Source organism: Aquitalea denitrificans (assembly GCF_009856625.1).
GTDB classification, from domain to species: Bacteria; Pseudomonadota; Gammaproteobacteria; order Burkholderiales; family Chromobacteriaceae; genus Aquitalea; species Aquitalea denitrificans.
The window spans coordinates 2,809,458-2,831,708 of record NZ_CP047241.1 but is presented as its reverse complement, the minus strand read 5'-3'; the positions used below and the strand labels follow the sequence as shown (position 1 = coordinate 2,831,708).

At 58.7% G+C, this 22,251-nt stretch carries 19 protein-coding genes; 13 read left to right on the top strand and 6 right to left on the bottom strand.

Annotated features, from left to right (window positions below; all coding sequences use genetic code 11):
* Positions 1 to 181 precede the first annotated feature (181 nt).
* Genes GSR16_RS12835 through GSR16_RS12820 form a run of 4 tightly spaced genes read right to left on the bottom strand, consistent with a single transcriptional unit; the run spans position 182 to position 4,806 of the window.
* A complete protein-coding gene (locus GSR16_RS12835) occupies positions 182 to 889 on the bottom strand; it encodes a gamma-glutamyl-gamma-aminobutyrate hydrolase family protein (RefSeq protein WP_159877981.1) in 708 nt (235 codons plus the stop codon).
* Positions 886 to 2,049 carry an iron-containing alcohol dehydrogenase gene (locus tag GSR16_RS12830; protein ID WP_159877979.1) on the bottom strand — a complete coding sequence of 388 codons (1,164 nt, stop codon included), beginning with the start codon at positions 2,047 to 2,049 and terminating at the stop codon, positions 886 to 888. Before GSR16_RS12830 ends, GSR16_RS12835 begins: the two co-directional genes overlap by 4 nt.
* Before the next feature lie 3 nt (positions 2,050 to 2,052).
* The gene (locus GSR16_RS12825; RefSeq protein ID WP_159877977.1) at positions 2,053 to 3,438 is read right to left on the bottom strand and encodes an aldehyde dehydrogenase family protein; all 1,386 of its coding nucleotides are present in this window, start codon (positions 3,436 to 3,438) and stop codon (positions 2,053 to 2,055) included.
* On the bottom strand, positions 3,439 to 4,806 hold the full coding sequence (locus tag GSR16_RS12820; RefSeq protein ID WP_159877975.1) for a glutamine synthetase family protein: 1,368 nt from the start codon (positions 4,804 to 4,806) through the stop codon (positions 3,439 to 3,441).
* A 257-nt stretch (positions 4,807 to 5,063) separates the two neighbouring features.
* Between GSR16_RS12820 and GSR16_RS12815 the strand changes: the two genes are divergently transcribed.
* The 4 genes from GSR16_RS12815 to GSR16_RS12800 all read left to right on the top strand — a co-directional run bounded on the left by GSR16_RS12815 (position 5,064) and on the right by GSR16_RS12800 (position 10,191).
* On the top strand, positions 5,064 to 5,936 hold the full coding sequence (locus GSR16_RS12815; protein WP_159877973.1) for a MurR/RpiR family transcriptional regulator: 873 nt from the start codon (positions 5,064 to 5,066) through the stop codon (positions 5,934 to 5,936).
* 63 nt (positions 5,937 to 5,999) lie between these two features.
* Complete coding sequence (locus tag GSR16_RS12810) at positions 6,000 to 6,500, top strand: YajQ family cyclic di-GMP-binding protein (RefSeq protein WP_159877972.1); 501 nt, start codon at positions 6,000 to 6,002, stop codon at positions 6,498 to 6,500.
* A 119-nt stretch (positions 6,501 to 6,619) separates the two neighbouring features.
* Complete coding sequence (locus GSR16_RS12805) at positions 6,620 to 8,221, top strand: NAD(P)/FAD-dependent oxidoreductase (protein ID WP_159877970.1); 1,602 nt, start codon at positions 6,620 to 6,622, stop codon at positions 8,219 to 8,221.
* Positions 8,222 to 8,592: 371 nt separating this feature from the next.
* A complete protein-coding gene (locus tag GSR16_RS12800) occupies positions 8,593 to 10,191 on the top strand; it encodes a methyl-accepting chemotaxis protein (protein ID WP_159877968.1) in 1,599 nt (532 codons plus the stop codon).
* An 81-nt stretch (positions 10,192 to 10,272) separates the two neighbouring features.
* Here the strand turns inward: GSR16_RS12800 and GSR16_RS12795 are convergent, their stop codons facing one another.
* Both GSR16_RS12795 and GSR16_RS12790 read right to left on the bottom strand, forming a co-directional pair.
* Positions 10,273 to 11,760: an aldehyde dehydrogenase gene (locus tag GSR16_RS12795; RefSeq protein ID WP_159877966.1), complete on the bottom strand. Its 1,488-nt coding sequence runs from the start codon at positions 11,758 to 11,760 to the stop codon at positions 10,273 to 10,275.
* Between the two features lie 59 nt (positions 11,761 to 11,819).
* On the bottom strand, positions 11,820 to 12,347 hold the full coding sequence (locus GSR16_RS12790; RefSeq protein ID WP_276608554.1) for a cupin domain-containing protein: 528 nt from the start codon (positions 12,345 to 12,347) through the stop codon (positions 11,820 to 11,822).
* A gap of 484 nt (positions 12,348 to 12,831) precedes the next feature.
* Between GSR16_RS12790 and GSR16_RS12785 the strand changes: the two genes are divergently transcribed.
* The 9 genes from GSR16_RS12785 to GSR16_RS12745 all read left to right on the top strand — a co-directional run bounded on the left by GSR16_RS12785 (position 12,832) and on the right by GSR16_RS12745 (position 22,234).
* Entirely contained in the window at positions 12,832 to 13,587 is a 756-nt protein-coding gene (locus tag GSR16_RS12785; protein ID WP_159877962.1) for a gamma-glutamyl-gamma-aminobutyrate hydrolase family protein, read from the top strand.
* A gap of 53 nt (positions 13,588 to 13,640) precedes the next feature.
* Entirely contained in the window at positions 13,641 to 14,972 is a 1,332-nt protein-coding gene (locus GSR16_RS12780) for a glutamine synthetase family protein (RefSeq protein WP_159877960.1), read from the top strand.
* Between the two features lie 220 nt (positions 14,973 to 15,192).
* A complete protein-coding gene (locus GSR16_RS12775; RefSeq protein WP_159877958.1) occupies positions 15,193 to 16,572 on the top strand; it encodes an aspartate aminotransferase family protein in 1,380 nt (459 codons plus the stop codon).
* A 319-nt stretch (positions 16,573 to 16,891) separates the two neighbouring features.
* Positions 16,892 to 17,749 carry a flagellar motor stator protein MotA gene (gene motA, locus GSR16_RS12770; protein WP_159877956.1) on the top strand — a complete coding sequence of 286 codons (858 nt, stop codon included), beginning with the start codon at positions 16,892 to 16,894 and terminating at the stop codon, positions 17,747 to 17,749.
* An 18-nt stretch (positions 17,750 to 17,767) separates the two neighbouring features.
* Positions 17,768 to 18,670 carry a flagellar motor protein MotB gene (gene motB / locus GSR16_RS12765; RefSeq protein WP_159877954.1) on the top strand — a complete coding sequence of 301 codons (903 nt, stop codon included), beginning with the start codon at positions 17,768 to 17,770 and terminating at the stop codon, positions 18,668 to 18,670.
* A gap of 6 nt (positions 18,671 to 18,676) precedes the next feature.
* Positions 18,677 to 19,423, top strand: a complete 747-nt coding sequence (locus GSR16_RS12760) for a class I SAM-dependent methyltransferase (protein ID WP_159877952.1) — start codon at positions 18,677 to 18,679, stop codon at positions 19,421 to 19,423.
* Entirely contained in the window at positions 19,410 to 20,732 is a 1,323-nt protein-coding gene (locus GSR16_RS12755) for an HDOD domain-containing protein (RefSeq protein ID WP_159877950.1), read from the top strand. The genes GSR16_RS12760 and GSR16_RS12755 overlap by 14 nt, the downstream gene beginning before the upstream one ends.
* Before the next feature lie 3 nt (positions 20,733 to 20,735).
* Positions 20,736 to 21,539, top strand: coding sequence for a TrmH family RNA methyltransferase (locus GSR16_RS12750; RefSeq protein WP_159877948.1), 804 nt, complete (start codon positions 20,736 to 20,738; stop codon positions 21,537 to 21,539).
* A complete protein-coding gene (locus tag GSR16_RS12745; RefSeq protein WP_159877946.1) occupies positions 21,533 to 22,234 on the top strand; it encodes an N-acetylmuramoyl-L-alanine amidase in 702 nt (233 codons plus the stop codon). The genes GSR16_RS12750 and GSR16_RS12745 overlap by 7 nt, the downstream gene beginning before the upstream one ends.
* Positions 22,235 to 22,251 lie beyond the last annotated feature (17 nt).

The window sequence follows — 22,251 nt, the reverse complement described above, 5'->3', positions numbered from 1 at the left end:
CACTTGCTGAAACATCACCCTTTGCATTGCCAGCCGCTTGCGGGCAAGAGAGTGGCCTGGGTCCGGTATTGCCATGCGGCCTTACCCTTCCCATCGCTTCTGCTCTTGCCTGTCTGTTGCTGGCGTTCTGCGGCCCGTTGCTGCCGAAATGACTGAATGGTGGCTTGCGCTGCTGCCGGTTTCAGTTCTTGTTGCTGCTCATTCTGATCAATGCATCAAACAGCGCTTGCTGGCTGCTGTCGTCCGCGGCGGAAAGCTCCGGATGCCACTGCACGGCAATCACTTGTGGTGCGTCGTCGATTTCGATGGCCTCGATGACGCCATCCTCGGCCCAGGCCACCGGCCGTACGCCATCGCCGGCGCGGTCGATTGCCTGGTGATGCCAGGACTTGCTGCTGATCTGCGTGCCACCCAGCAGGCTGGCCAGGCAGGAGTCACCGGCCACGCGCACGCTGTGCAGTGTCGGGTCGCGTGGTGGCACCCGATGCGCCACCGCCTCGCCCACCACATCCGGCAGATGCAGATGCAAGCTGCCGCCCAGGACGGTGTTGAGAATTTGCAAACCGCGGCAGATGGCCAGCGTGGGTAGCTTGCATGCAAGCAGGGAGCGTGCCAGCGCGGTTTCGGTATCGTCCCGCTCTGCACTGAGGTTGTAGATGGTGGGGTGGGCACCGCCATCGAACAGCGCAGGGGCAATATCGCCGCCGCCAATCAGCACCACGCCGTCCAGCACGGCCAACCAGCGCTCAATGGCGGATTCGCCCACCGGTGGCAGCAGTACCGGCACACCACCAGCCCTCACTACGGCATGCACGTAATCCACCGGGGTGTGGTAGCCGTAGCCCTGGCCGGCAGGGTAGGTGGTCAGGCCGATCAGCGGGGGCTTCATGACAGCCTGCCTTCCACTGCTGCCAGATAGATGGCGCTGTAGTCCGCCGCCTGTAGCGCCAGAGGATTGCCGCCGTCGCTGGGGTCGGCCTTGGCCATGCGGCCGATCTCGCTGGCCCGCTCCAGCGGAATGCCGATCTGCCCCAGCGTATGGGGAATGCCCAGCTCACTGCGCAAGGACAGTACCCAGGTCAGGAAACCGTCGAAACTGCAATCGCTCAGGCCGATATAGCGCGCGGCGGCCGTTAGCCGCTCGGCAATGGCGCTGCGGTTGCGCACCATCACATAGGGCAGCAGGATGGCATTGGCCAGGCCATGATGGGTGTCGAATACCGCACCGATGGGGTGGGCCAGCGCATGTACGCCGCCCAGCCCTTTCTGGAAGGCGGTGGCTCCCATGATGGAGGCGGCCAGCATGTGCGAGCGCGCCTCGATATTGTGGCCGTCAGCATAGGCGGCGGGCAGCCAGTCGTGTACCAGCTTCATGCCTTCCAGTGCCACACCCTGGGCTAGCGGGTGATAAAACGGTGAGCAATAGGCTTCAAAATTGTGCACAAAGGCATCGATGCCGGTGGCCGCCGTCAGATGTGGCGGCAGACCGGTGGTGAGTTCCGGGTCGGCCAGCACCAGCCGTGGCAGCATGGACGGGTGGAAGATGATGACTTTGCGGTGGTCCTCCTCATCGATGATCAGCGAGGCGCGGCCCACTTCCGAGCCGGTGCCGGCGGTGGTGGGAATGGCGATGGTGGGGGCCACGCCGGCCACATTCACCCGCAGCCAGTTGTCGCCCACATCCTCGAAATCCCATAGCGGGCGATCCTGTCCCACCATCAGGGCAATGGCCTTGCCCACATCCAGCGCGCTGCCGCCGCCCACCGCAATCACGCCATCATGCCGGCCTTCCTTATAAGCATGGATGCCGGCGTAGACATCGCGGCCCACCGGGTTGGGGCGCATATCGCTGAAAACGGTAGTTTCCAGCCCGGCCGCGTGCAGGTATTCCAGCAGTTTTGCTATCAGCGGCAGGCGGGCCAGTCCGGGGTCGGTGACCAGTAGCGGTCGGCGCATGCCCAGTTGCTGGCACAGTGCTGGCAGCTCGCTGGCGCGGCCGGCACCAAAGCGGATGCTGGTTGGATAGTTCCAGTTACCTTGCAATTGCATGATCTACCCCTTGAGATGGAAGGACTTGATGCGGGTGAGCTGCTGGTAGCCAAGCACCGATAGCGAGATGCCATGGCCGGTGTCCTTGACCCCGGTCCAGGCCAGGGCTGGGTCCAGGTAGTCGCAGCGGTTCATGAATACGGTGCCGGTGGTAATTTCCTGCCCCAGGCGGATGGCGGCGGCGCTGTCCTGCGTCCACAGCGATGCCGTCAGGCCATAGACGCTGTCGTTCATCAGGGCCACGGCTTCGGCATCGGAATCCACCGGCATGATGCCGATCACCGGGCCAAAGCTTTCGTCACGCATCACGCTCATGCCGTGATGCACGTCCACCAGCACCTGCGGGGCCAGGTAGGCAGTGCCTGGGGCATCTGCGGCAAAATGGCCGGCCGGAATCAGCGCCCGCGCCCCGGCAGCCATCGCATCAGCAATCTGGCTGCGTACAAAACTGGCGGCACTGGCGCGCACCATGGGGCCGAGGTTGGTGCTGGCATCCAGCGGATTGCCAAAGCGGTAAGCCTTGGTGAGTTCGACAAAGCCATCGACAAAGGCCTGGTAGTGGCTGTGGTGCACATAAATGCGCTCGATGCCGCAGCAGGATTGCCCGGAGTTGAAAAACGCACCGTCTACCAGGTTTTCGATGGCACTGGCCAGATCGGCATCTTCGCGTACATAGGCCGGGTCCTTGCCGCCCAGCTCAAGCCCCACGCCGATAAAACGGGTGCTGGCTGCCTGCTGCACGGCATGGCCGCCGGCTACCGAGCCGGTAAAGGCGACAAAGTCGATCTGCGGAGCCGCCACCAGCCGCAGGGTAGCGGCATGATCCAGATGCAGGCTCTGGAACACGCCAGCCGGCAAGCCAGCGGCATCGAAAGCCTGCTGGAACAACTCGGCCACCAGCGGGGTTTGCGATGAGTGCTTGAGGATGACGCTATTGCCGGCGGCCAGTGCCGGCACGATGGTGTTGATGGCGGTGAGGAAGGGGTAGTTCCACGGTGCCAGCACCAGTACCGTACCCAGCGGCTCGCGCTGCATGAAACGCTGGAAACCTGCTTTGGCGGTGGGCTGGATATCGGCCAGGCCCTGTTCGGCAATGTCCAGCATGTAACGGGCCCGCTCTTCCAGTCCGCGCAGCTCGCCCGGTGACTGGCTGATGGGGCGGCCGATCTGGCGGGTGATGGCATCGGCACAGCGGTCTTTATTGGCAAGCAGCCAGTCCACCGCCTTGCCTATCAGCGCCTTGCGTTCAGATAGCGCGGTATGTCGCCAGCCGCGCTGCGCGGCGCAGGCCGCATCGAGAACTGCCTGGGTCTGGGCGGCGGTGGCGTAGGGGCGTTCCAGCAGGATGGAGCCGTCCAGCGGGGTGATGACAGCGAATGAGGTGCTCATTTAGATGATCTCGAAGTAGCGTTTCAATTCCCAGTCCGTCACATGGCGCTGGAACTCGCGTTCTTCCCACTCGCGGGTGGCGGCAAAGTGATCGACAAAATCATCGCCGAACCAGTCACGCGCCGCGGCCGAGCCGCGCAGTGCCTGGGCGGCATCCCACAGGGTGCGGTGCAGTTGCAGATGGGGCGGTGCCTGCATCAGGTAACCGTTGGCGGTGACCGCTTCTTCCGGTTCTATCTTGTTCTCGATGCCGTACAGCCCGGCAGCCAGGCCGCTGGCCAAGGCCAGATAGGGATTGGTGTCGGCACCGGGCAGGCGGTACTCCACCCGCTGCGACTTGCTGCTGCCCGGGATGGCACGAATGGCTACGGTGCGGTTATCCACGCCCCACAAGGCGCTGGTCGGCGCCCAGTAGCCAGGCACCAGCCGACGGAAGCTGTTGATGGTGGGAGCGGCCAGGCTCATGAACTGCGGCATCAGTTTCTGGATGCCGCCAATGAAATGGCGCATGGTGTCGCTGATATTGTGTTCGTGGCCAGCCTGGTGGAAGGCGCTGTGGCCGTCGCGGTCTTTCAGTGAAATATGGATGTGCCCGCCCTGACCGGAGTGTTCTTCATTCCACTTGGCCATGTAGCAGACCATGCGTCCCTGTTTTTCGGCCAGTACCTTGGAGAAGGTCTTGAAGCAGACGGCGTTGTCGGCAGCGGTCATGGCGTGATCCACGGTGAGGGCAGCTTCCAGTGCGCCGGGGCCGGTTTCCTCGTGAAAGCCCTCGATCGGCATGTTCATCTGCTCGCACAGATCCAGCAGGCCGCGATAGAACTCGGTATTCACCGAGTTGCGCAGCACTGAGTAGCCAAATGCGCCGCTGCCCAGTGGCTTGGGCTGCTGGTACAGCCTGCTTTGTAATGCCTCATGGCTTTCGTCGGTAACTAGGAATTCGTACTCGAAACCGGCCATCGGCTCGAAGCCCATGGTGCGGGCCCGCTCCACCACCCGCCGCAGCACGCCGCGCGGACATAGGCCTTCCAGCCGGCCCACCACCTCGCCCTGCACGAAAATCATATTGTCTTCCAGCGGCAGTTCGCGGCAGGACTCGGGGATCAGGCGGATCTGCGCATCGCCATAGCCGCGCCCCCAGCCGGTCAGCAGGGTGTTGTTGTACAGCTTGTCCCCCACATCCCAGCCGAAGACCACGTCACAGAAGCCAAAGCCGCCCTCCAGCGAGGACAGGAACTTGTCACGCGACATGTATTTGCCGCACATCACGCCATCGATATCAACCAGGCCAACCTTGATCTGGCGCAACTGGCGCTGTTCGATCAGGGTTTTCAAATCCGCCATTGTCTTCACATGCCGAGCATCCATGATTGCTCCTTGCGCTGGTGTTGGGGGGTGGCAGGTGCTGTCTTCCTCCTGTTGCGCACAGTATTGTTCGTTAGAAATTTGTCAATCAAGTAGAAAATGTAATAAAAATTAGATTGTGCTATGCAATGTGGAAGCAATGACACAATGCGGCTGAAAGCACGATGGCTGGTATCATCAGCGGGATGTATGCGTTTTTTGCCGAAGTTGGACATTGATAACAACGGCTTGTCAGTCATGGCCTGATTGTGGAGAAAGCCTTGAATCATCAGCGGTCCATTGCGGAAGAGCTCCGCAGCCTGTTCGAAAGCCTGACCCCAACCGAACGCAAGGTGGGCAGGGTGTTGCTGGCCAACTATCCGGTGGCCGGACTGGAAACCATTGCCCAGCTGGCAGCACGGGCGGATGTCAGCGGCCCGACCGTACTGCGGCTGATCAGCAAGCTGGGCTATGACAGCTATACCGCCTTCCAGACTGCCCTGCGCGACGAACTGGAAGTACGGCTGCAGTCACCCCTGGTGCGGCATGATCCGGCCCAGTTGCAGGGTGATCATGATTTTCTGGTGGCTTATGCCAGCAAGGTGGCCCAGCTGATGCAGCAGACGGTGGCCCATTTGCCGCGGGCCGAATTCGATGGCGTGGTCGACATGCTGGGTGAGCGCAAGCACCGCATCTGGCTGCTGGGCGGGCGGCTGACCGACCCGCTGGCTGCCTATCTGTGCCACCACCTGAAAGTAGTACGCGCCGACGTGGTGCACCTGCGCGGCCTGCCGTCCAGTTGGGCGGATTCGCTGGTGGACATGGGCAAGCACGATGTGTTGGTGATCTTTGATATCCGTCGTTACTGGGATGGCGCGCTGAGCATTGCCGAGATGGCCGCCCAGCGTAAAGTCAATGTGCTGCTGTTTACCGATCAGTGGCTGTCACCGGTTTCCCGGGTGGCACGTTTCACCCTGGCCGCGCATACTGCCGGTCCTTCCGGCTGGGACAGCAATACCCCGCTGATGCTGCTGGTGGATGCGGTGATTGCCGCCATCAATACCCGTTACTGGGGAACGATCAGCAACCGCCTGCAGGAGGTGGAAGCCATGCGTGTGCGGCTGGGCGAGGGCAGTGCGCAGGCTGGCGAGTGACAAGGGCGTGCGCAATCTCTAGAATTGCGCCATTCAGATATACATGCCTTACAGGATCCCGCCATGCCGTCTTTTGATATCGTTTCCGAAGTCAATAAAGTAGAAGTGCGCAATGCCGTCGAGCAGTCCAATAAAGAAGTCTCCACCCGCTACGATTTCAAGGGCAGTGATTCCCGCATCGAGCAGACCGACAAGGAAATCACCCTGTATGCCGATGCCGAATTCCAGCTGGACCAGGTCAACGACATCCTGGTGAGCAAGCTGTCCAAGCGCAACGTGGATGTCCGCAGCCTGGAATATGGCAAGCTGGAAAAGGTGAGCGGCAACAAGGTGAAAAAAGTGCTGACCGTGAAGGAAGGCCTGGAAACCGAAATGGCCAAGAAGATCGTCCGCATCATCAAGGATGCCAAGCTGAAGGTGCAGGCCAGCATCCAGGGCGAAGCGGTGCGCGTGTCCGGTGCCAAGCGTGACCTGCTGCAAGAATGTATCGCCCTGCTACGCAAGGAGATTGCCGACGACAAGGAAAACGGTGTGCCGCTGCAGTTCAACAACTTCCGCGACTGAGCCAGCGCCGTTTTCTGGCAGATTACACCGGCCCCCTGGGCCGGTTTTGCTTTTGCCGGACGTCCCTCCTACAATACGGCCCTTGTTGAATAGACAGCAACCTGCGCATTGGAATCAGCATGTTACGCATTACCGAACTCAAACTGCCGCTGGATCACAGCGAAGCAGAACTGACCGAGGCCATTGTGGCCTTTCTCGGCATCAAGCCAGCCGAGCTGAAAAATTACACCGTATTCAAGCGCAGCTATGATGCCCGCCGTGGCGTGATGAGCCTGGCCTACATCATCGATATGGAAGTGGAAGGCGAAGCCAGGCTGCTGGCCCGTTTCAAGGGCAATGTCCATGTGCTGCCCACGCCGGATACCAGCTATCACTTTGTCACCCAGGCCCCGGCCACGCTGGCCAAGCGCCCGGTGGTGGTGGGTTTTGGTCCCTGTGGCCTGCTGGCTGCCTTGCTGCTGGCGCAGATGGGCTTCAAGCCTATCGTGCTGGAGCGCGGCAAGAAAGTGCGTGAACGTACCAAGGATACCTGGGGCCTGTGGCGCAAGAATGTGCTGAACCCGGAATCCAATGTGCAGTTTGGTGAGGGTGGTGCCGGTACTTTCTCCGACGGCAAGCTGTACAGCCAGATCAAGGATCCGCGCCATTTGGGCCGCAAGGTGCTGACCGAGTTCGTCAAGGCCGGTGCGCCAGAAGAAATCCTGTTCATCGCCAAGCCCCATATCGGTACTTTCCGCCTGGTCAGCATGGTGGAGAAGATGCGGGCGGAAATCGAGGCGCTGGGCGGTGAAATCCGCTTTCAGCAACGCGTGACCGATTTGCACATCGACAATGGCCACATCCGTGGCCTGACGCTGGCTGATGGCAGCCAGATCGAGGCCGACCACGTGATTCTGGCACTGGGCCATAGCGCACGCGATACCTTCGAGATGCTGCATCAGCGCGGTGTGTTCATGGAGGCCAAGCCGTTCTCGGTGGGCTTCCGTATCGAACACCCGCAAGCCCTGATCGACAAGGCGCGCTGGGGCAAATATGCTGGTCACCCCATTCTGGGGGCGGCGGATTACAAACTGGTGCACCACGCCAGCAACGGTCGTGCGGTTTACAGCTTCTGTATGTGTCCGGGCGGGCAGGTGGTGGCGGCAACCTCGGAAGAGGGGCGCGTAGTGACCAATGGTATGAGCCAGTATTCCCGTGCCGAGCGCAATGCCAACTCCGGCATGGTGGTCAGCATCAACCCGGAAGACTACCCAGGCGGTGCACTGGCGGGCATTGCCTTCCAGCGCGCGCTGGAAAGCCACGCCTATGTGCTGGGCGGCAGTACTTACGAGGCCCCGGCCCAACTGGTGGGCGATTTCCTGGCTGGCCGCGCCTCCACCGCAGTCGGTTCGGTGGAACCGTCCTACCAGCCTGGCGTGCATTGGACCGACCTGTCCAGCGCGCTGCCGGACTTTGCCATCGCCGCCATGCGTGAGGCGCTGCCAGAGTTCGGCAAGAAGATTCGCGGCTACGACATGCACGATGCCGTGCTGACCGGGGTGGAAACCCGCACCAGCTCGCCACTGCGCATTACCCGTGGTGAAGATCTGCAAAGCCTGAACGTGAAGGGTTTGTATCCGGCCGGCGAGGGTGCTGGCTACGCTGGCGGTATCTTATCCGCTGGTGTGGATGGCATCCGTGTGGCCGAGGCGCTGGCTTTGAATATGGCAGCACAAGTTTGACGATTTTCTCCATGACTTGACAGGTCTGGCACCACGTCCGGTGTTGGCGCTATATGCCATAAGATGGATTGCAGTATTAAATGAATGATGATGTTGTGCCTGGGCGCTTCTGCAGAAGCGCCTTTTTTATTGGTATTATGAATTGCGTTTTATTAATGGCTGCGGTCATTAAGAGTGAAATGCATTCAATGTGATTGGCCTGAATAAATTTACATAGTTTATGGTGATTTATTTGCTGATGTTTTAACCTGTACTAAAGGTCAAGATTGACTTGTGTGGCGTTGCTTGAAGCTAATGATGGGGGTGCTATAAGCAAGATATTTACCACCAAATGTCTGAGGTGTTTGATGAAGCTCTCATCAAGATTGTTAATGTCCATTCTGGTTTCAGTGTTGACCATGCTGATTCTGGTTGTAATGGCAATCAGTTTTGAAAAAATGGCAGATCGCAGACTGGATGATGCGTTGAATAATCTGCTGCCATCGGTCAAGGATCTGAATGGCGCTATTGATGCATTTGTCGAAATGCGCACTGATGCCAATAAAACGCTATTGGTTGATTCTACTGAAGAGCGAAAAAAGCTGCTGCAGATGTTTCAATCTTCAGCCGTGCAACTAAAGCAGGTGCTGGATCGATATGAAAAAAATGATATATATGACCAGCAGGATAAGATGCTGCTCTTGAAGGATAAGGAAGCATTTGATCGTTATAATAAGGCGGTGCTGTCTGCACTAGCGCTGGAGGCTACGGCAACCGGGCGAGGTATTGCACTTGCCCATTTTTTGACTGGGGATGTCAAGATGGCGGCCGAGGCATTTATGCGCGCTATTCGTGAGCATGTTGCCTACAATATGAAAATTGCGGAGAATATTCAACGCGAGGATGCATCAGCTTCGGCCCGCAATGTGCTTATGCTCTCTTCAGTTGCCGGAATTTCTTTTCTGATATTGTCGCTTGTATATTTAAATGTTTATCGGGCTATCGCTGGTGGCTTGGCTGAAATGAAATCCGTTATTTATCAGTTAAACAAGGATAAGAATCTCACCGTGCGCCATGTACGAAAGGGTCGGGATGAGGTCTGTGAGGTGCTGAATACCGTGAATGCACTGATTGAGAATCTGCATCATAACTTTGGCGAAATGCAGACCAGTGCCCGTGCCGTGATGACTTCTTCCAAAGAGTTCAGCCAGTCTGCTAAAGAAGTATCCTCTGCATCCAATCAGCAAAGTGAAGCCTCTGCCAGTATGGCCGCTTCGATCGAACAAATGACGGTTGCGGTGAACCATATTGCCGAACGTGCCACGCATGCGCGCAATCTGGGGCAGGAGGCTGGAACGCTGGCGCATCAAGGCTCGGCCACCATTACCCAGACCATTCAGGATATACGTGAAATTTCTCAGGCTGTGGAAAAGTCCGGAGTCAGCATTCGGGAATTGGAAAACTATAGCGGTACAGTAAATACTGTGGTGCTGGTGATCAAGGATATCGCCGACCAGACCAATTTGTTGGCCTTGAATGCTGCAATAGAGGCGGCGCGCGCGGGCGAGTTGGGCCGAGGTTTTGCCGTGGTGGCCGACGAAGTACGCAAGCTGGCGGAACGTACCGCGGTTTCCACGCAGGAGATCTCACAAACCATCAATGCCATGCGAGAGAAGTCCACCCAGGCAACCGAGCAGATGAAAGTAGCCGAGGAGTTGGCGCGGATGGGTGTTTCAAGAGCGGATGACGCCGATCAGGCCATCGGCAGAATTGGCGATGCCACTGGAAATACCGTGAAAATGGTAGAAGAAATGGCCATTTCCATTACCGAGCAGGGGTTGGCGGCCAACAGTATTGCCCAGCGTATTGAACAGGTGGTGCAAATGGCGGAGGCGTCATCCGTTAGCGCTGCAGATGCAGCGCGTAATGCAGGGCAATTGCTGTCCTTGGCGGAAAAACAAATCGGCATCATCCAGCAGTACACCTTGTAAGTCTGCCGCAGGCCTGCACGGCAAAACGGGCCTTCGCCACCACTGGCAAAGGCCCGCATGTTTACAACAAGCCGGATCGGTTTACAGCTTGATCAGCGTGCTCTTCAGTTCGGTGTATTTTTCCAGCGCGTGCAGTGACTTGTCGCGACCATTACCCGACTGCTTGAAGCCGCCGAAGGGGAAGTTCATGTCGCCGCCTTCGTCGTAGCAGTTCACCCATACCGTACCGGCGCGCAGGCGGCGTGATACCTGATGCGCGGTAGTCACGTTGGCAGTCCATACCGCGGCAGCCAGGCCGTATTCGGAGTCATTGGCGATGCGTACGGCCTCGTCGATGGTGTCGAAGGTGATCACCGACAGCACCGGCCCGAAGATTTCTTCGCGGCAGGTGGTCATGTCCGGGCGCGGGCAGTCAAAGGCGGTGGGTTCGATGAACAGGCCCCGGTCTGTGTGGGTGGCCTTGCCGCCGCAGATCAGGCCGGCACCTTCGCTGATGCCCTTGTCCACGTAGGACAGCACCTTGTCGTACTGGATCTTGTCCACGATGGCACCCATGCTGGTGGCCGGGTCCAGCGGATCGCCCGGATACCAGCCTTCCGCTGCCTTTTTGAATTCAGCCAGGAATTGTTCCTTCACCTTGCTGTGCACTAGCACACGTGAACCGGCGGTGCACATTTCACCCATATTGAAGAAAATGCCACCGGCGGCGGTGCGGGCTGCCTTGGCGATATCGGCGCAGTCTTCCAGCACGATATTGGGCGACTTGCCACCCAGTTCCAGCCACACGCGCTTGAGGTTGGATTGCGCTGCGTAGCCGGCAATCAGCTTGCCCACGCCGGTGGAACCGGTGAAGGCCAGGCAATCCACATCCATGTGCAGCGCCAGTGCTTTGCCGACTTCACCTGCACCCGGCAGCACCTGGAAGATACCGTCGGGGATGCCAGCGTCCTTGGCCAGCTGTGCCAGACGAATGGCGGTGAGCGGGGATTTTTCCGACGGCTTGACGATGACGGCGTTACCCGCAGCCAGCGCCGGGCCGAATTTCCAGCTTGCCATCAGGATGGGGAAGTTCCACGGCACCACGGCGGCTACCACGCCAATGGCTTCGCGGGTAACCAGGCCCACCAGTTTCGGATCGACCGGGGCCACTTCGCCGCCGATCTTGTCGATGGCCTCGGCAAACCATTCCACGCAGTAGGCTGCGCCCGGCACGTCCACGGTGGTGGAGTCGCCAATCGGCTTGCCCATGTCCAGGGTTTCCAGCAGGGCCAGCTCGTCGCCATGTTCGCGGATCAGCGCGGCAAAGCGCTTGAGGATCTTGCCGCGTGCCAGCGGTGCCAGCTCGGACCATGCACCGGAATCAAAGGCAGTGCGGGCGGCCTTGACGGCAGCCTCGACCTCGGCCTCGCCGCAGCAGGCGATGTCCGCCAGCTTCTGGCCATTGGCCGGGTTGATGCAGTCGAAAGTCTTGCCATCCGCGGCAGCGGTATAGCTGCCGTTGATGAAGGCGCGGCCTTCGATATTGAGTTCGGCAGCAAACTGCTTCCACTGTGCATGGGTACGAGCCATTGGTGTTCTCCTGGTGTTATATGCGGTGATCCCGGTTGCTCGTGGCTGGCAACCGTCAATCAGAATGTGGGCGGCGAGCTGGCGCTGACAATTTCACAGACTTGCTTGCCGGTATTGCGGAAGCGGTGCGGCAGTTTGCTGTCGAAATAGTAAGAGTCGCCCGGGCCCAGGACACGGGTTTCATTGTTGACCGTGAGTTCTATCGAGCCGGCAATGATGACGCCGCCTTCCTGGCCTTCGTGCATCAGCATGTCCGGACCGGTGTCGGCACCCGGTTCGTAATGTTCTTTCAGAATGGCAATGTCACGGCGTTCGTGGGCAGTGCCAACCAGCAGCAGCTTGATTTGATCATTGCCCAGATTGGGCAGCTCCTTGGCCTGATAAAACACACGCGGCTGTTGCGGCTCTACATCAAAAGTGAAGAAATCGGCCAGGGTCATGGGCATGCCCTCCAGCACTTTCTTCAGGGAGCTGATCGATGGGCTGACGCGATTCTGCTCGATCAGCGAGATCGTGCCGTTTGTCACGCCTGCCCGTTTGGCAAGTTCGCGTTGCGAGAGTCCGGCGCGCTCTCTGACCACTCTCAATCGTGCTCCAACATCCATCTGGCGGTTTCCATCTATGTTAATAATTTTAGACGTTCCATCATAGGGTTTTTGATCGTATCCCGCATCTGTTGTTGCGTCGCAAAATCAAATTATTTTGCAAGTTTTCGAGTTTATAGCCAGAATCGACCACAGGAATCAAGTGTGCTGTGGATTTTTTTAAACATCCGCAACAGTATATTTGATCAAACCTTGGCTTGTTGCAAGAACCGTGGCATGCTGTTTCGTGCTGGTATTCTGCACAGCGACGGCGTACTTTCATCTGATCAGTTGTCTCGACCGTTTACATGGTTTCAAGTCTGGCTGGTCAGCTGCGGTAACAGGAAGTGCAATGTGTCGTATGAATGACGCCATGAGCTGTTTCCGTCCTGTCGCAGCCTGCTTTATTGGCAGTGCAGAATGCCGCGAAGTTGCAACTGTCGGAGTTCGCAGCAGCGAATTCCTCAATCGAGTTAACGAGGTCCTTATGCAGCAACCTATCATCGGCATTCCGTGTGATGTGAAACTGGTAAGCGGTCTGCCATTTCACGCGGTTGGCGAGAAATACATTGCAGCTGCCGCAGGTGGCGTGGGTGGTATCCCGGTGCTGATCCCGTCGCTGGGTGATGCTGCGCCGCTGCGCGAATATCTCAAGTTTGTGGACGGTGTGCTGCTGCCTGGCTCGCTGTCCAATGTAGAGCCTCATCGTTATGGCGGCGCTGCCAGCCGCCAGGGAACACTTCATGATCCGGCGCGTGATGCAACCACGCTGCCGCTCATCGACCTTCTTCTGCAAGAAGGCATCCCGCTTCTGGGTATTTGCCGCGGTTTCCAGGAAATCAATGTTGCACTGGGCGGCGAACTCTTCCAGCACGTACAGGAAGAAGCAGGCTTTAGCGATCATCGCGAGCCGGATACTCAGAATCTGGATGAGATGTATGGTCTGGCTCATGCCCTGCACCTGCAACCGGACAGCTTGCTCAAAAGCTGGCTGGGGCAGGACGAAGTCAGGGTGAACTCGCTGCACCAGCAAGGTATCAAACGTTTGGCCGACCGCCTGATTGCGGAAGGCGTGGCGGATGATGGGCTGGTGGAGGCTTACCGGGTCAAGGATGCCAAGGGCTTTGCCTATGGCGCGCAGTGGCATCCGGAATGGAAATACTGGGAAAACCCGGTGTCCATGGCCATTTTCAACGCGTTCGGTGACGCTTGCCGCGCGCGTCGTGCCAGCCGCCAGGGCTGAGACGCACGTTATCCAGAGCCGGTTTACCGGCCACTATGGAAGTAGAGGAAAACATGAACCAAATCAATGATTGGCTGCGAGAACATCGCATCACGGAAGTCGAGTGCATCGTACCGGACATGACCGGCGTGGCACGCGGCAAGATTGTTCCCAAGGACAAATTCGTCTCCGACCCGGAAATGCGTCTTCCGGAAGCGGTACTGATCCAGACTGTTACCGGCGACTACCCGGACGACAGCATGCTGGACCTGACTGACCCGGATATGGTGCTGACGCCCGATCCGAACTCCCTGCGTTTTGTGCCCTGGGCTGCGGACCCCACCGCCCAGCTGATTTACGACTGCTACCGCGCCGATGGCTCGCTGGTGGACGTGGCACCGCGTAGCGTGCTCAAGCGCGTGTTGGGCCTGTTTGACGAACTGGGCTTCGAGCCGGTGCTGGCACCGGAAATGGAGTTCTACCTGATGTCGCCGAACCCGGATCCGGACATTCCGCTGTCCGCCCCGATCGGCCGTACCGGTCGCGCCGAATTCGGCCGCCGCTCCTATTCGATTGATGCGGTGAACGAATTCGATCCGCTGTTCGAAGACATCTACGACTACTGCCATGCGCAGAATCTGGAAGTGGACACGCTGATTCACGAAATCGGCACCGCCCAGATGGAAATCAACTTCCTGCATGGTAATCCGCTGGATCTGGCCGACCAGGTATTCCTGTTCAAGCGTACCGTGCGCGAAGCGGCATTCCGCCACAATATGTACGCCACCTTCATGGCCAAGCCGATGGAAAACGAGCCGGGCTCCGCCATGCACATGCACCAGAGCCTGATCGACAAGAACACCGGCAAGAACGTGTTCACCAATGAAGATGGCAGCCCGTCCGATATCTTCTTCCACTTCATTGGCGGCATGCAGCACTACATTCCGGAAGTAATGCCGTTCTTTGCGCCGTACGTGAACTCCTTCCGTCGCCTCAGCCCCTATACCGCTGCGCCGACCAATGTGGAGTGGGGCTACGACAACCGTACCGTCGGTCTGCGCGTGCCGCATTCTTCCCCGGCAGCCCGCCGCGTGGAAAACCGCGTGCCCGGCGTGGACGTGAACCCGTACATCGCCATGGCGGCCACCCTGGCTTGTGGCTATCTGGGCATCGTCAACAAGATCAAGCCGCGCGAGCCGATGTCCACCGATGCCTACGAGCTGCCTTTCCAGTTCCCGCACGGTGCGGAAGAGTCGCTCAAGCGTCTGGCTGCCTGCCCGGATATTCCGGAAGTCATGGGCCCGCACTTTGTGAAGATGTACCTGGGCATGAAGGAGAAGGAATTCTCCGAATACTTCCGCGTCATCAGCCCGTGGGAGCGCAAGTTCCTGCTGCTGCACGTATAAGAAGAAGCTTCAGGTGAGTGCTGCCAGCGTGCTGGCAGCTGTTGGCCGGGATGCCGGCCAACAATGAAATAGGCAGTCGCAGCAGGCATCTTGATCCTGAGATCCGGCTTGGCCGGGTTTTGTCTGGAAACATCAATGTTGCAGCCTGAGGCTGGCCGATTCCGGCCAGCCCAACAATAAGCCCCCCGAGGGCTGGAGAGATAGTAGAGAGGAAGCTTTTATGCAGAACCAACGTACTACGACCGAATGGCGCGAACTGGATGCAGCACACCATCTGCATCCGTTTACTGACACCAACTCGCTGAACCAGCAGGGTGCGCGTGTCATTACCAAGGCAGACGGCATTTATCTGTACGACTCCGAAGGGAACAAGATTCTCGACGGCATGGCCGGCCTGTGGTGTGTCAATATCGGTTATGGCCGCAAGGATCTGCCGGAAGTCGCCAAGCAGCAGATGGAGCAGCTGGCTTACTACAATACCTTCTTCAAAACCACGCATCCGGCGGTGGTGGAACTGTCCCACCTGCTGGCAGAAGTGGCTCCGGAAGGGTTCAAGCAGGTGTTCTACACCAACTCCGGCTCCGAATCCGTCGATACCATGATCCGCATGGTGCGTCGCTACTGGGATGTAAAAGGCAAGAAGGACAAGAAGACCCTGATTGGCCGCTGGAACGGCTATCACGGTTCCACCATCGGCGGTGCCAGCCTGGGCGGCATGACCTATATGCACGAACAGGGCGATCTGCCGATTCCGGGCATCGTGCATGTGGAACAGCCGTGGTGGTACAAGCATGGCAAGGACATGACGCCGGAAGAGTTCGGCCTGGCTGCCGCCAAGTGGGTGGAAGACAAGATTCTGGAAGTGGGTGCCGACAAGGTGGCTGCCTTCGTGGGCGAGCCGATTCAGGGCGCCGGTGGCGTGATTGTGCCGCCGTCCACCTACTGGCCGGAAATTCAGCGCATCTGCCAGAAGTACGACATCCTGCTGGTGGCCGATGAAGTCATCTGCGGTTTTGGTCGCACTGGTGAATGGTTCGGCCAGCAGGTATTCGGCTTCAAGCCGGACATCTTCACCACCGCCAAGGGCCTGTCCTCCGGCTATCAGCCGATTGGCGCAGTATTCGTCAATGAAAAAGTGGCAACTACGCTGGCCGAGGGCGGTGACTTCAACCACGGCTTTACCTACTCCGGTCACCCGGTGGCTGCTGCCGTGGCGCACGCCAACGTCAAGGCCCTGCGTGACGAAGGCATTGTCGACCGCGTGAAGAACGACACCGGCCCCTACATGCAAAAACGCTGGCGTGAAGTGTTCGGCCAGTTTGAACATGTGGACGATGTGCGTGGCGTGGGCCTGATTCAGGCATTCACCCTGGTCAAGAACAAAGCCACCCGTGAGCTGTTCCCGAACTTTGGCGAAATCGGCACCATGTGCCGCGATATCTTCTTCAAGAACAACCTGATCATGCGTGCCTGCGGCGACCATATTGTGTCCGCACCGCCGCTGGTGATCAGCAAGGAAGAAATCGACCAGATGCTTGAAACTGCGGCCAAGTGCATGGTGGAATTCGAGAAACAACTGAAAGAGCGCGGCCTGGTTTGATGGGCTGATGGCTGTAAGTAGAACGGGCTGCCCTGCGGGTGGCCCGTTTTTCATGCTGGCAGGCAAATGGCGGACTTGCTTGCAGCCTGGCCTGGCAGCTACAAAAGATAAAGGCGGGCCCGCTGCAAGGGCGGCATGCCATGCTATTATTCGGGCTGTCATTGCCTTGTCAGGGGGTTGCTCCTGCTTGTTCGGAGCCCGCAAGGAAGCATGTGACGTTGATGCCTGATGTCCGTTACGGTCATGGCGGGGATGCCAGAGACTGAATGTCAGTAACGTTCAATCGAGTCGCGATAATCACAATTACAGGATCAAGCTAATGTTTGTCGGAATCGGCTACCTTCTTCTCCTCGGCTGCGTGCTGGGGGGGGTTGTCGCAGCAGGGGGCCATCTGGGGGCGCTGATGCAGCCGCTGGAAGTGGTCATGATTGCCGGTGCGGCAGCTGGCGCCTTTGTGGTCGCCAATGGCGGCGCACCGATGAAGGCCACCATCAAGGCCTTGCCAACGGTATTCAAGGGCTCGCCCTACAACAAGGCCTTCTACATGGAGCTGTTCACCTTGTTGTTTGAAATCCTGTCCAAGGTGCGCAAGGAAGGCTTGATGTCGGTGGAAGCCGATGTGGAAAACCCCGAGTCCAGTCCGGTGTTCTCCAAATACCCGGCGGTATTGCACGATCACCATGTGGTGGAGTTCATCTGCGACTACCTGCGGCTGATGGTGGGCGGCAATCTCAATGCCTTCGAAATTGAAAACCTGATGGATGTGGAAATCGAAACCCACCACCATGAGGGTGAAGTGCCGATCAGCGCGGTAAAAGGCCTGGCCGATGGCTTGCCTGCCTTCGGTATCGTGGCGGCGGTGATGGGGGTGGTACACACCATGGAGTCGGTGGGCGCGCCGCCGTCCGAGCTGGGCATGCTGATTGCCCACGCCCTGGTGGGTACTTTCCTGGGTATTTTGCTGGCCTATGGTTTTGTGGCCCCGCTGGCTACCATTCTGGAACACAAGCTGGGTGATGGCACCCGTGTCTTCCAGACCATCAAGGTTACCCTGTTGGCCAGTCTGAATGGCTATGCGCCGCAAGTTGCGGTGGAGTTTGGTCGCAAGGTGCTGACTTCGACGGATCGTCCTTCCTTCAAGGAACTGGAAGACCACGTCAAGCAGGCCAAGAAATAAGCGAGGCAGGGTTGGAACATGGCTGACGAATCGCAACGCCCCATTATTGTCAAACGCATCAAGAAAGGCGGGCACGGCCACCATGGTGGTGCCTGGAAGATTGCCTATGCCGACTTCGTGACGGCGATGATGGCTTTCTTCTTGCTGATGTGGCTGCTGGGTTCTGCCTCGCAGGGCACGCTGAACGGTATTGCCGAGTATTTCAAGACACCGCTGAAGGTGGCGATGTCTGGTGGTGATGGTGCCGGCGATGCCACCTCGGTAGTGAAGGGCGGTGGTAACGACCTTACCAAAAAGGCAGGGCAGGTCAACAAGAGCAGCAAGGAACAAGAGCGCAAGGTGATGGAAAAGCAGGCTCTGGACAAGCTGCAGCAAAAGATCCAGTCCAGTGTGGAGCAAAGCCAGGTTCTGAAGGATTACAAGAACCAGATGAAGCTGGAAATGACACCGGAAGGCCTGAAAATCCAGATTGTTGACGAGCAGAACCGCCCCATGTTCGACTCAGGCAGCTCGCGCATGTTGCCGCACACTCGGGTGCTGTTGCAGCAGCTGGCGCAGCAGCTTAATCAGTTGCCCAACCGTATCAGCATTTCCGGTCATACCGATGCATCGCCTTTTGGAAACGGGCAGAACGGTTACAGCAACTGGGAGCTGTCGGCTGATCGAGCCAATACAGCCCGGCGCGAGCTGGTGGCCGGCGGCCTGCAGGATGACAAGGTGATGCGTGTGGTTGGCGTAGCTGCGGCCAACCCGCTGATCAAGAGCAATGTATTCAGCCCGGAAAACCGCCGTATCACCATCGTGGTGCTGAACAAGGATGCCGAGGAGGCAATCCAGAATGATGGTGTGAAGCCGGTACTCAGCCAGGAGCCGATCGGCCCTATCGGCCCGGCTGAAAACACTGCGGCCAAGGCTGAATAAGCAGGTATGCGCGGGACCCTGCTGCGACATCTGCTGCTCCAGCTACTGGCGGCGCTGCTGGCCTGGTTCTTTATTGCACCAGCGGCGCAGCCACAGGCCTGGGCTATTCTGCAGGGCTTGTTTGCCGTATTGCTGACTTATGTATGGCGCCTGCCAGGCTGGCAAAAAATTTCCCATGGCCTGTTTGTGCCGGCGGTCGTGCTGTTGCAGCAACTGGCTGTGCCGGCATGGGTGTATTTATTCGGCCTGCTACTGACTGTTGCTATGGGACGAAATGCGCTGACAGAACGGGTGCCGCTGTATCGTTCCGGACGCGAGGTAGCCGACAGGCTGGCGGCTTATCTGCCGCAGGGTGCCCGGGTGCTGGAGGCGGGTTGCGGTGATGGACGGCTGGCTATCCAACTGGCGGCACTGCGCCCGGATTTGCACATACTTGCCCTGGAAAATGCCTGGGGCAGCTGCTTGCTGGCCTGCTTGCGCTGGTATTTTGCTGGTCGTCCGGCGGGGGTGCGGTTTGGCTGTCGCAGTTTCTGGCACGAGCACTGGGGTCAGCATGATGCTGTCTACGCTTTTCTGTCGCCGGCACCCATGCCACGTGTCTGGCACAAGTTTCTGACCGAAGGCGCTCCGGCCAGTGTGCTGGTAAGCAATACCTTCACGGTTCCCGATGTCCAACCTGATAGCCGGATTCCGCTTGGCGGTCCGCTGCAGAAAGAATTGCTGATCTGGTGCCACCCTCATGGATCTTGCTAACTGGTTTCAGTCTATCTCCGAGCGACGCTGGCCGATTCTCCCTGCCACCCTGGAAGGGGTGAGAGATGCCTGCGCGCGTCACAATGACCTGATCAGCTTTACTGATCTGGCCAATCTCTGCTTGTCTGATCCCTTGCTTCTGTTCGACCTGCTACGCGTGGTGGGCGGTTCGCGTGCCTTGCAGCGCAACGAGTCCATTCCTTCGGTCGAGCAGACATTGATGCTGATGGGACTGGAAGCGGTAGTTGGCCGTTTTGGCAAGCTAACAGCCATGCAGCCGCTGCCGGACAAACTGGATGCCGAGGTGGCGGAGGCCGTTGAAGACTGGCTGGGTCGCAGCCGGGTGGCGGCGCTGATCATCAAGGAGTGGCTGTCCATCACGGGTGAGCACAAGGTGGAGGACTGCTTTGTCGCTGCGCTGATCTACAATCTGCCGGCCTGTCTCTACCTGATCTATCGTAACCAGCTGCCGGAAAAGCCCTTGCTGCAGGAGGTTTCCGATCACTTCGGTACGGATTATTCCAAGTTGCTGGAGCAGTTTGTCCGCGCCATTCCCTTGCCTGGCGGTTTGCTTACCTTGCTTGGCAGCGGTGCGCCATCCAAGCGCAAGCAGTTGCTGAAACTGGCCATGGCCACTGCCAATTCGCTGGAGCAGGGCTGGTGGCGGGCACCGTGGAATGTCGGACTGGATGTGGCAGCGAAATTGATAGGTGCTACCCCGCAGCAGGTGTATCTGGGGGTGGTGCAGGCTTGCCTTACGGTAGCGCGCCAGCCGCGTGCACCCGCCTATACCTATCCGGCCAGAGCCATCCTGTTTATCGAAGGCGAATACAAGCGACCGGAAATGAAGAAGGCCGCAAGTCTGGCTTCGCCGGATCAACTGGAGCAAGGCATACGCGAGTCCATCCGCCACCTGTCCAATGACTTGAAATACGAGCGCGTACTGTACTACCGCTACGACCACGACAGTCATAGCCTGCGGCTGAAGTACCAGGTAGGGCTGGCCGAGGGGCATGCACTGCGCAAGCTGGTGCTGGATCTGGAACCGGGAAGTTTCTTTGCCTTGCTCACCAGCAAAGCACAAAGCTTCCATGCACCGGAAACCGTGCGCAATCAGCTGGTACGCAAGTATGAGGATGACTTTTTCGAACATATCGGGGATAGCGAATTCGCTGTCATGAGCCTTTATCTTGGCCATCGTCTGGCCGGGGTGTTCTATGTGGATAATGGCCGCAGCGGACGGGCCATCGACGACACGAGCTATCACCGTTTCAAGGAACTGGTGGCCAGGCTGACGCCGCACCATTGATGCATGTTGTACACCGTTAAAACCATAAGCTCACCGCATAACGAAGAAATCAAGCAACTGGCACGGCTGGTGCAGAACAGCCGCGAGCGGCGCAAGCAGGGCCTGATGGTGCTGGAAGGGATTCACCTGACCGATGCCTGTCTGGAAACGGCGCAGCCGCCACACCGGCTGTATCTGAATGAAGCAGCCAGCCAGCAGGCAGAAGTGCAAGCCCTGCTGGCAAGGCTGCCGGCAGGTGTCACCGTCATCATGCTGCCAGAGGCCATCATGGCCAAGGTAAGCGCTCTGGCTACCCCACCCGAGCTGTTGGCACTGTGCGAACGCCCCCAGCCACCGTCACCCGCGCCGGATGCAGCACGCGTGGTGCTGGAAGACATCCAGGACCCGGGCAATCTGGGCACCATCCTGCGTTGTGCAGCTGCTTCCGGCGTGCGCGATGTATTGCTATCCAAGGGCTGTGTCGATGTTTACTCCCCCAAGGTGCTGCGTGCGGGCATGGGCGCTCATTTTGTGCTGAACATTCACGAGCAGGTGGATCTGCAAGCCGCATTGGCTGCTTTTGCTGGCCGCACTCTGGTGACCTATCTGGAAGGCAGCAGCTCGCTTTACAGTCAGGATCTCACCGGCCCGGTAGCACTGGTATTCGGTAACGAAGGAGCGGGTGTTAGCCAGGGTTTGCTGGCCTTGGCAGATGCCAGGGTGCGTATTCCCATGCCCGGGCATGCCGAATCGCTGAACGTGGCGATGGCGGCAACTGTCTGCCTGTTCGAACGGGTGAGACAGCTGGAGGTGCAGTCGCAATGCTGAGATGCCGGCTACTACTGGGCTGGCTGGCCGGTGTATTTGCGCTATCTGCTTGCGCAGCCGGGATACAGTCGGTGGCGGTGGATATCGGTCATTCCCTGCAGGCCTCCGGTGCGCGCAGCGCCAGCGGCCAGACCGAGTTCAGTTTCAATCGCCGTGCCGGCCTGCTGCTGGCAGAGCAGCTGCGTGAGCGTGGCCTGGAGGTGAGCGTGATCGGGGTTGAGGGCAATATCACGCAATTAAGCGAGCGCACCCGACTGGCACAAGGCCGCCAGCTCTTGCTGTCGGTGCACCATGACTCGGTACAGCCGCAATATCTGGGGGAAGCAGGGCGTTTCCATGGCTATTCACTATTTGTTTCCCGCAAAAATCCGTTTGCTGAGCTCAGCCTGGCTTGTGCCAGGCAGATTGCCTTGTCCTTGCAGGAAAGCGGTGAGCGTCCCACCCTGCATCACGCCGAGCCGATTGCCGGTGAAAACCGCCCGCTGGCCGATGCTGCGCTGGGAATTTACTGGTTTGACGATCTGGTGGTGCTGAAGACCGCCACCCAGCCCGCAGTGCTGATTGAGCACGGGGTCATCGTGAATGCGGCAGAAGAGCAAAGGTTGGCACGGCCCGCCGTCACGGTAATGCTGGCGCGTGCCATTGCCGCCGGTGCCGCCCGTTGTCAGGTAGCAGGCCAGCTGCCACCACCCTGAGGTGAGCTGGGTAGTGG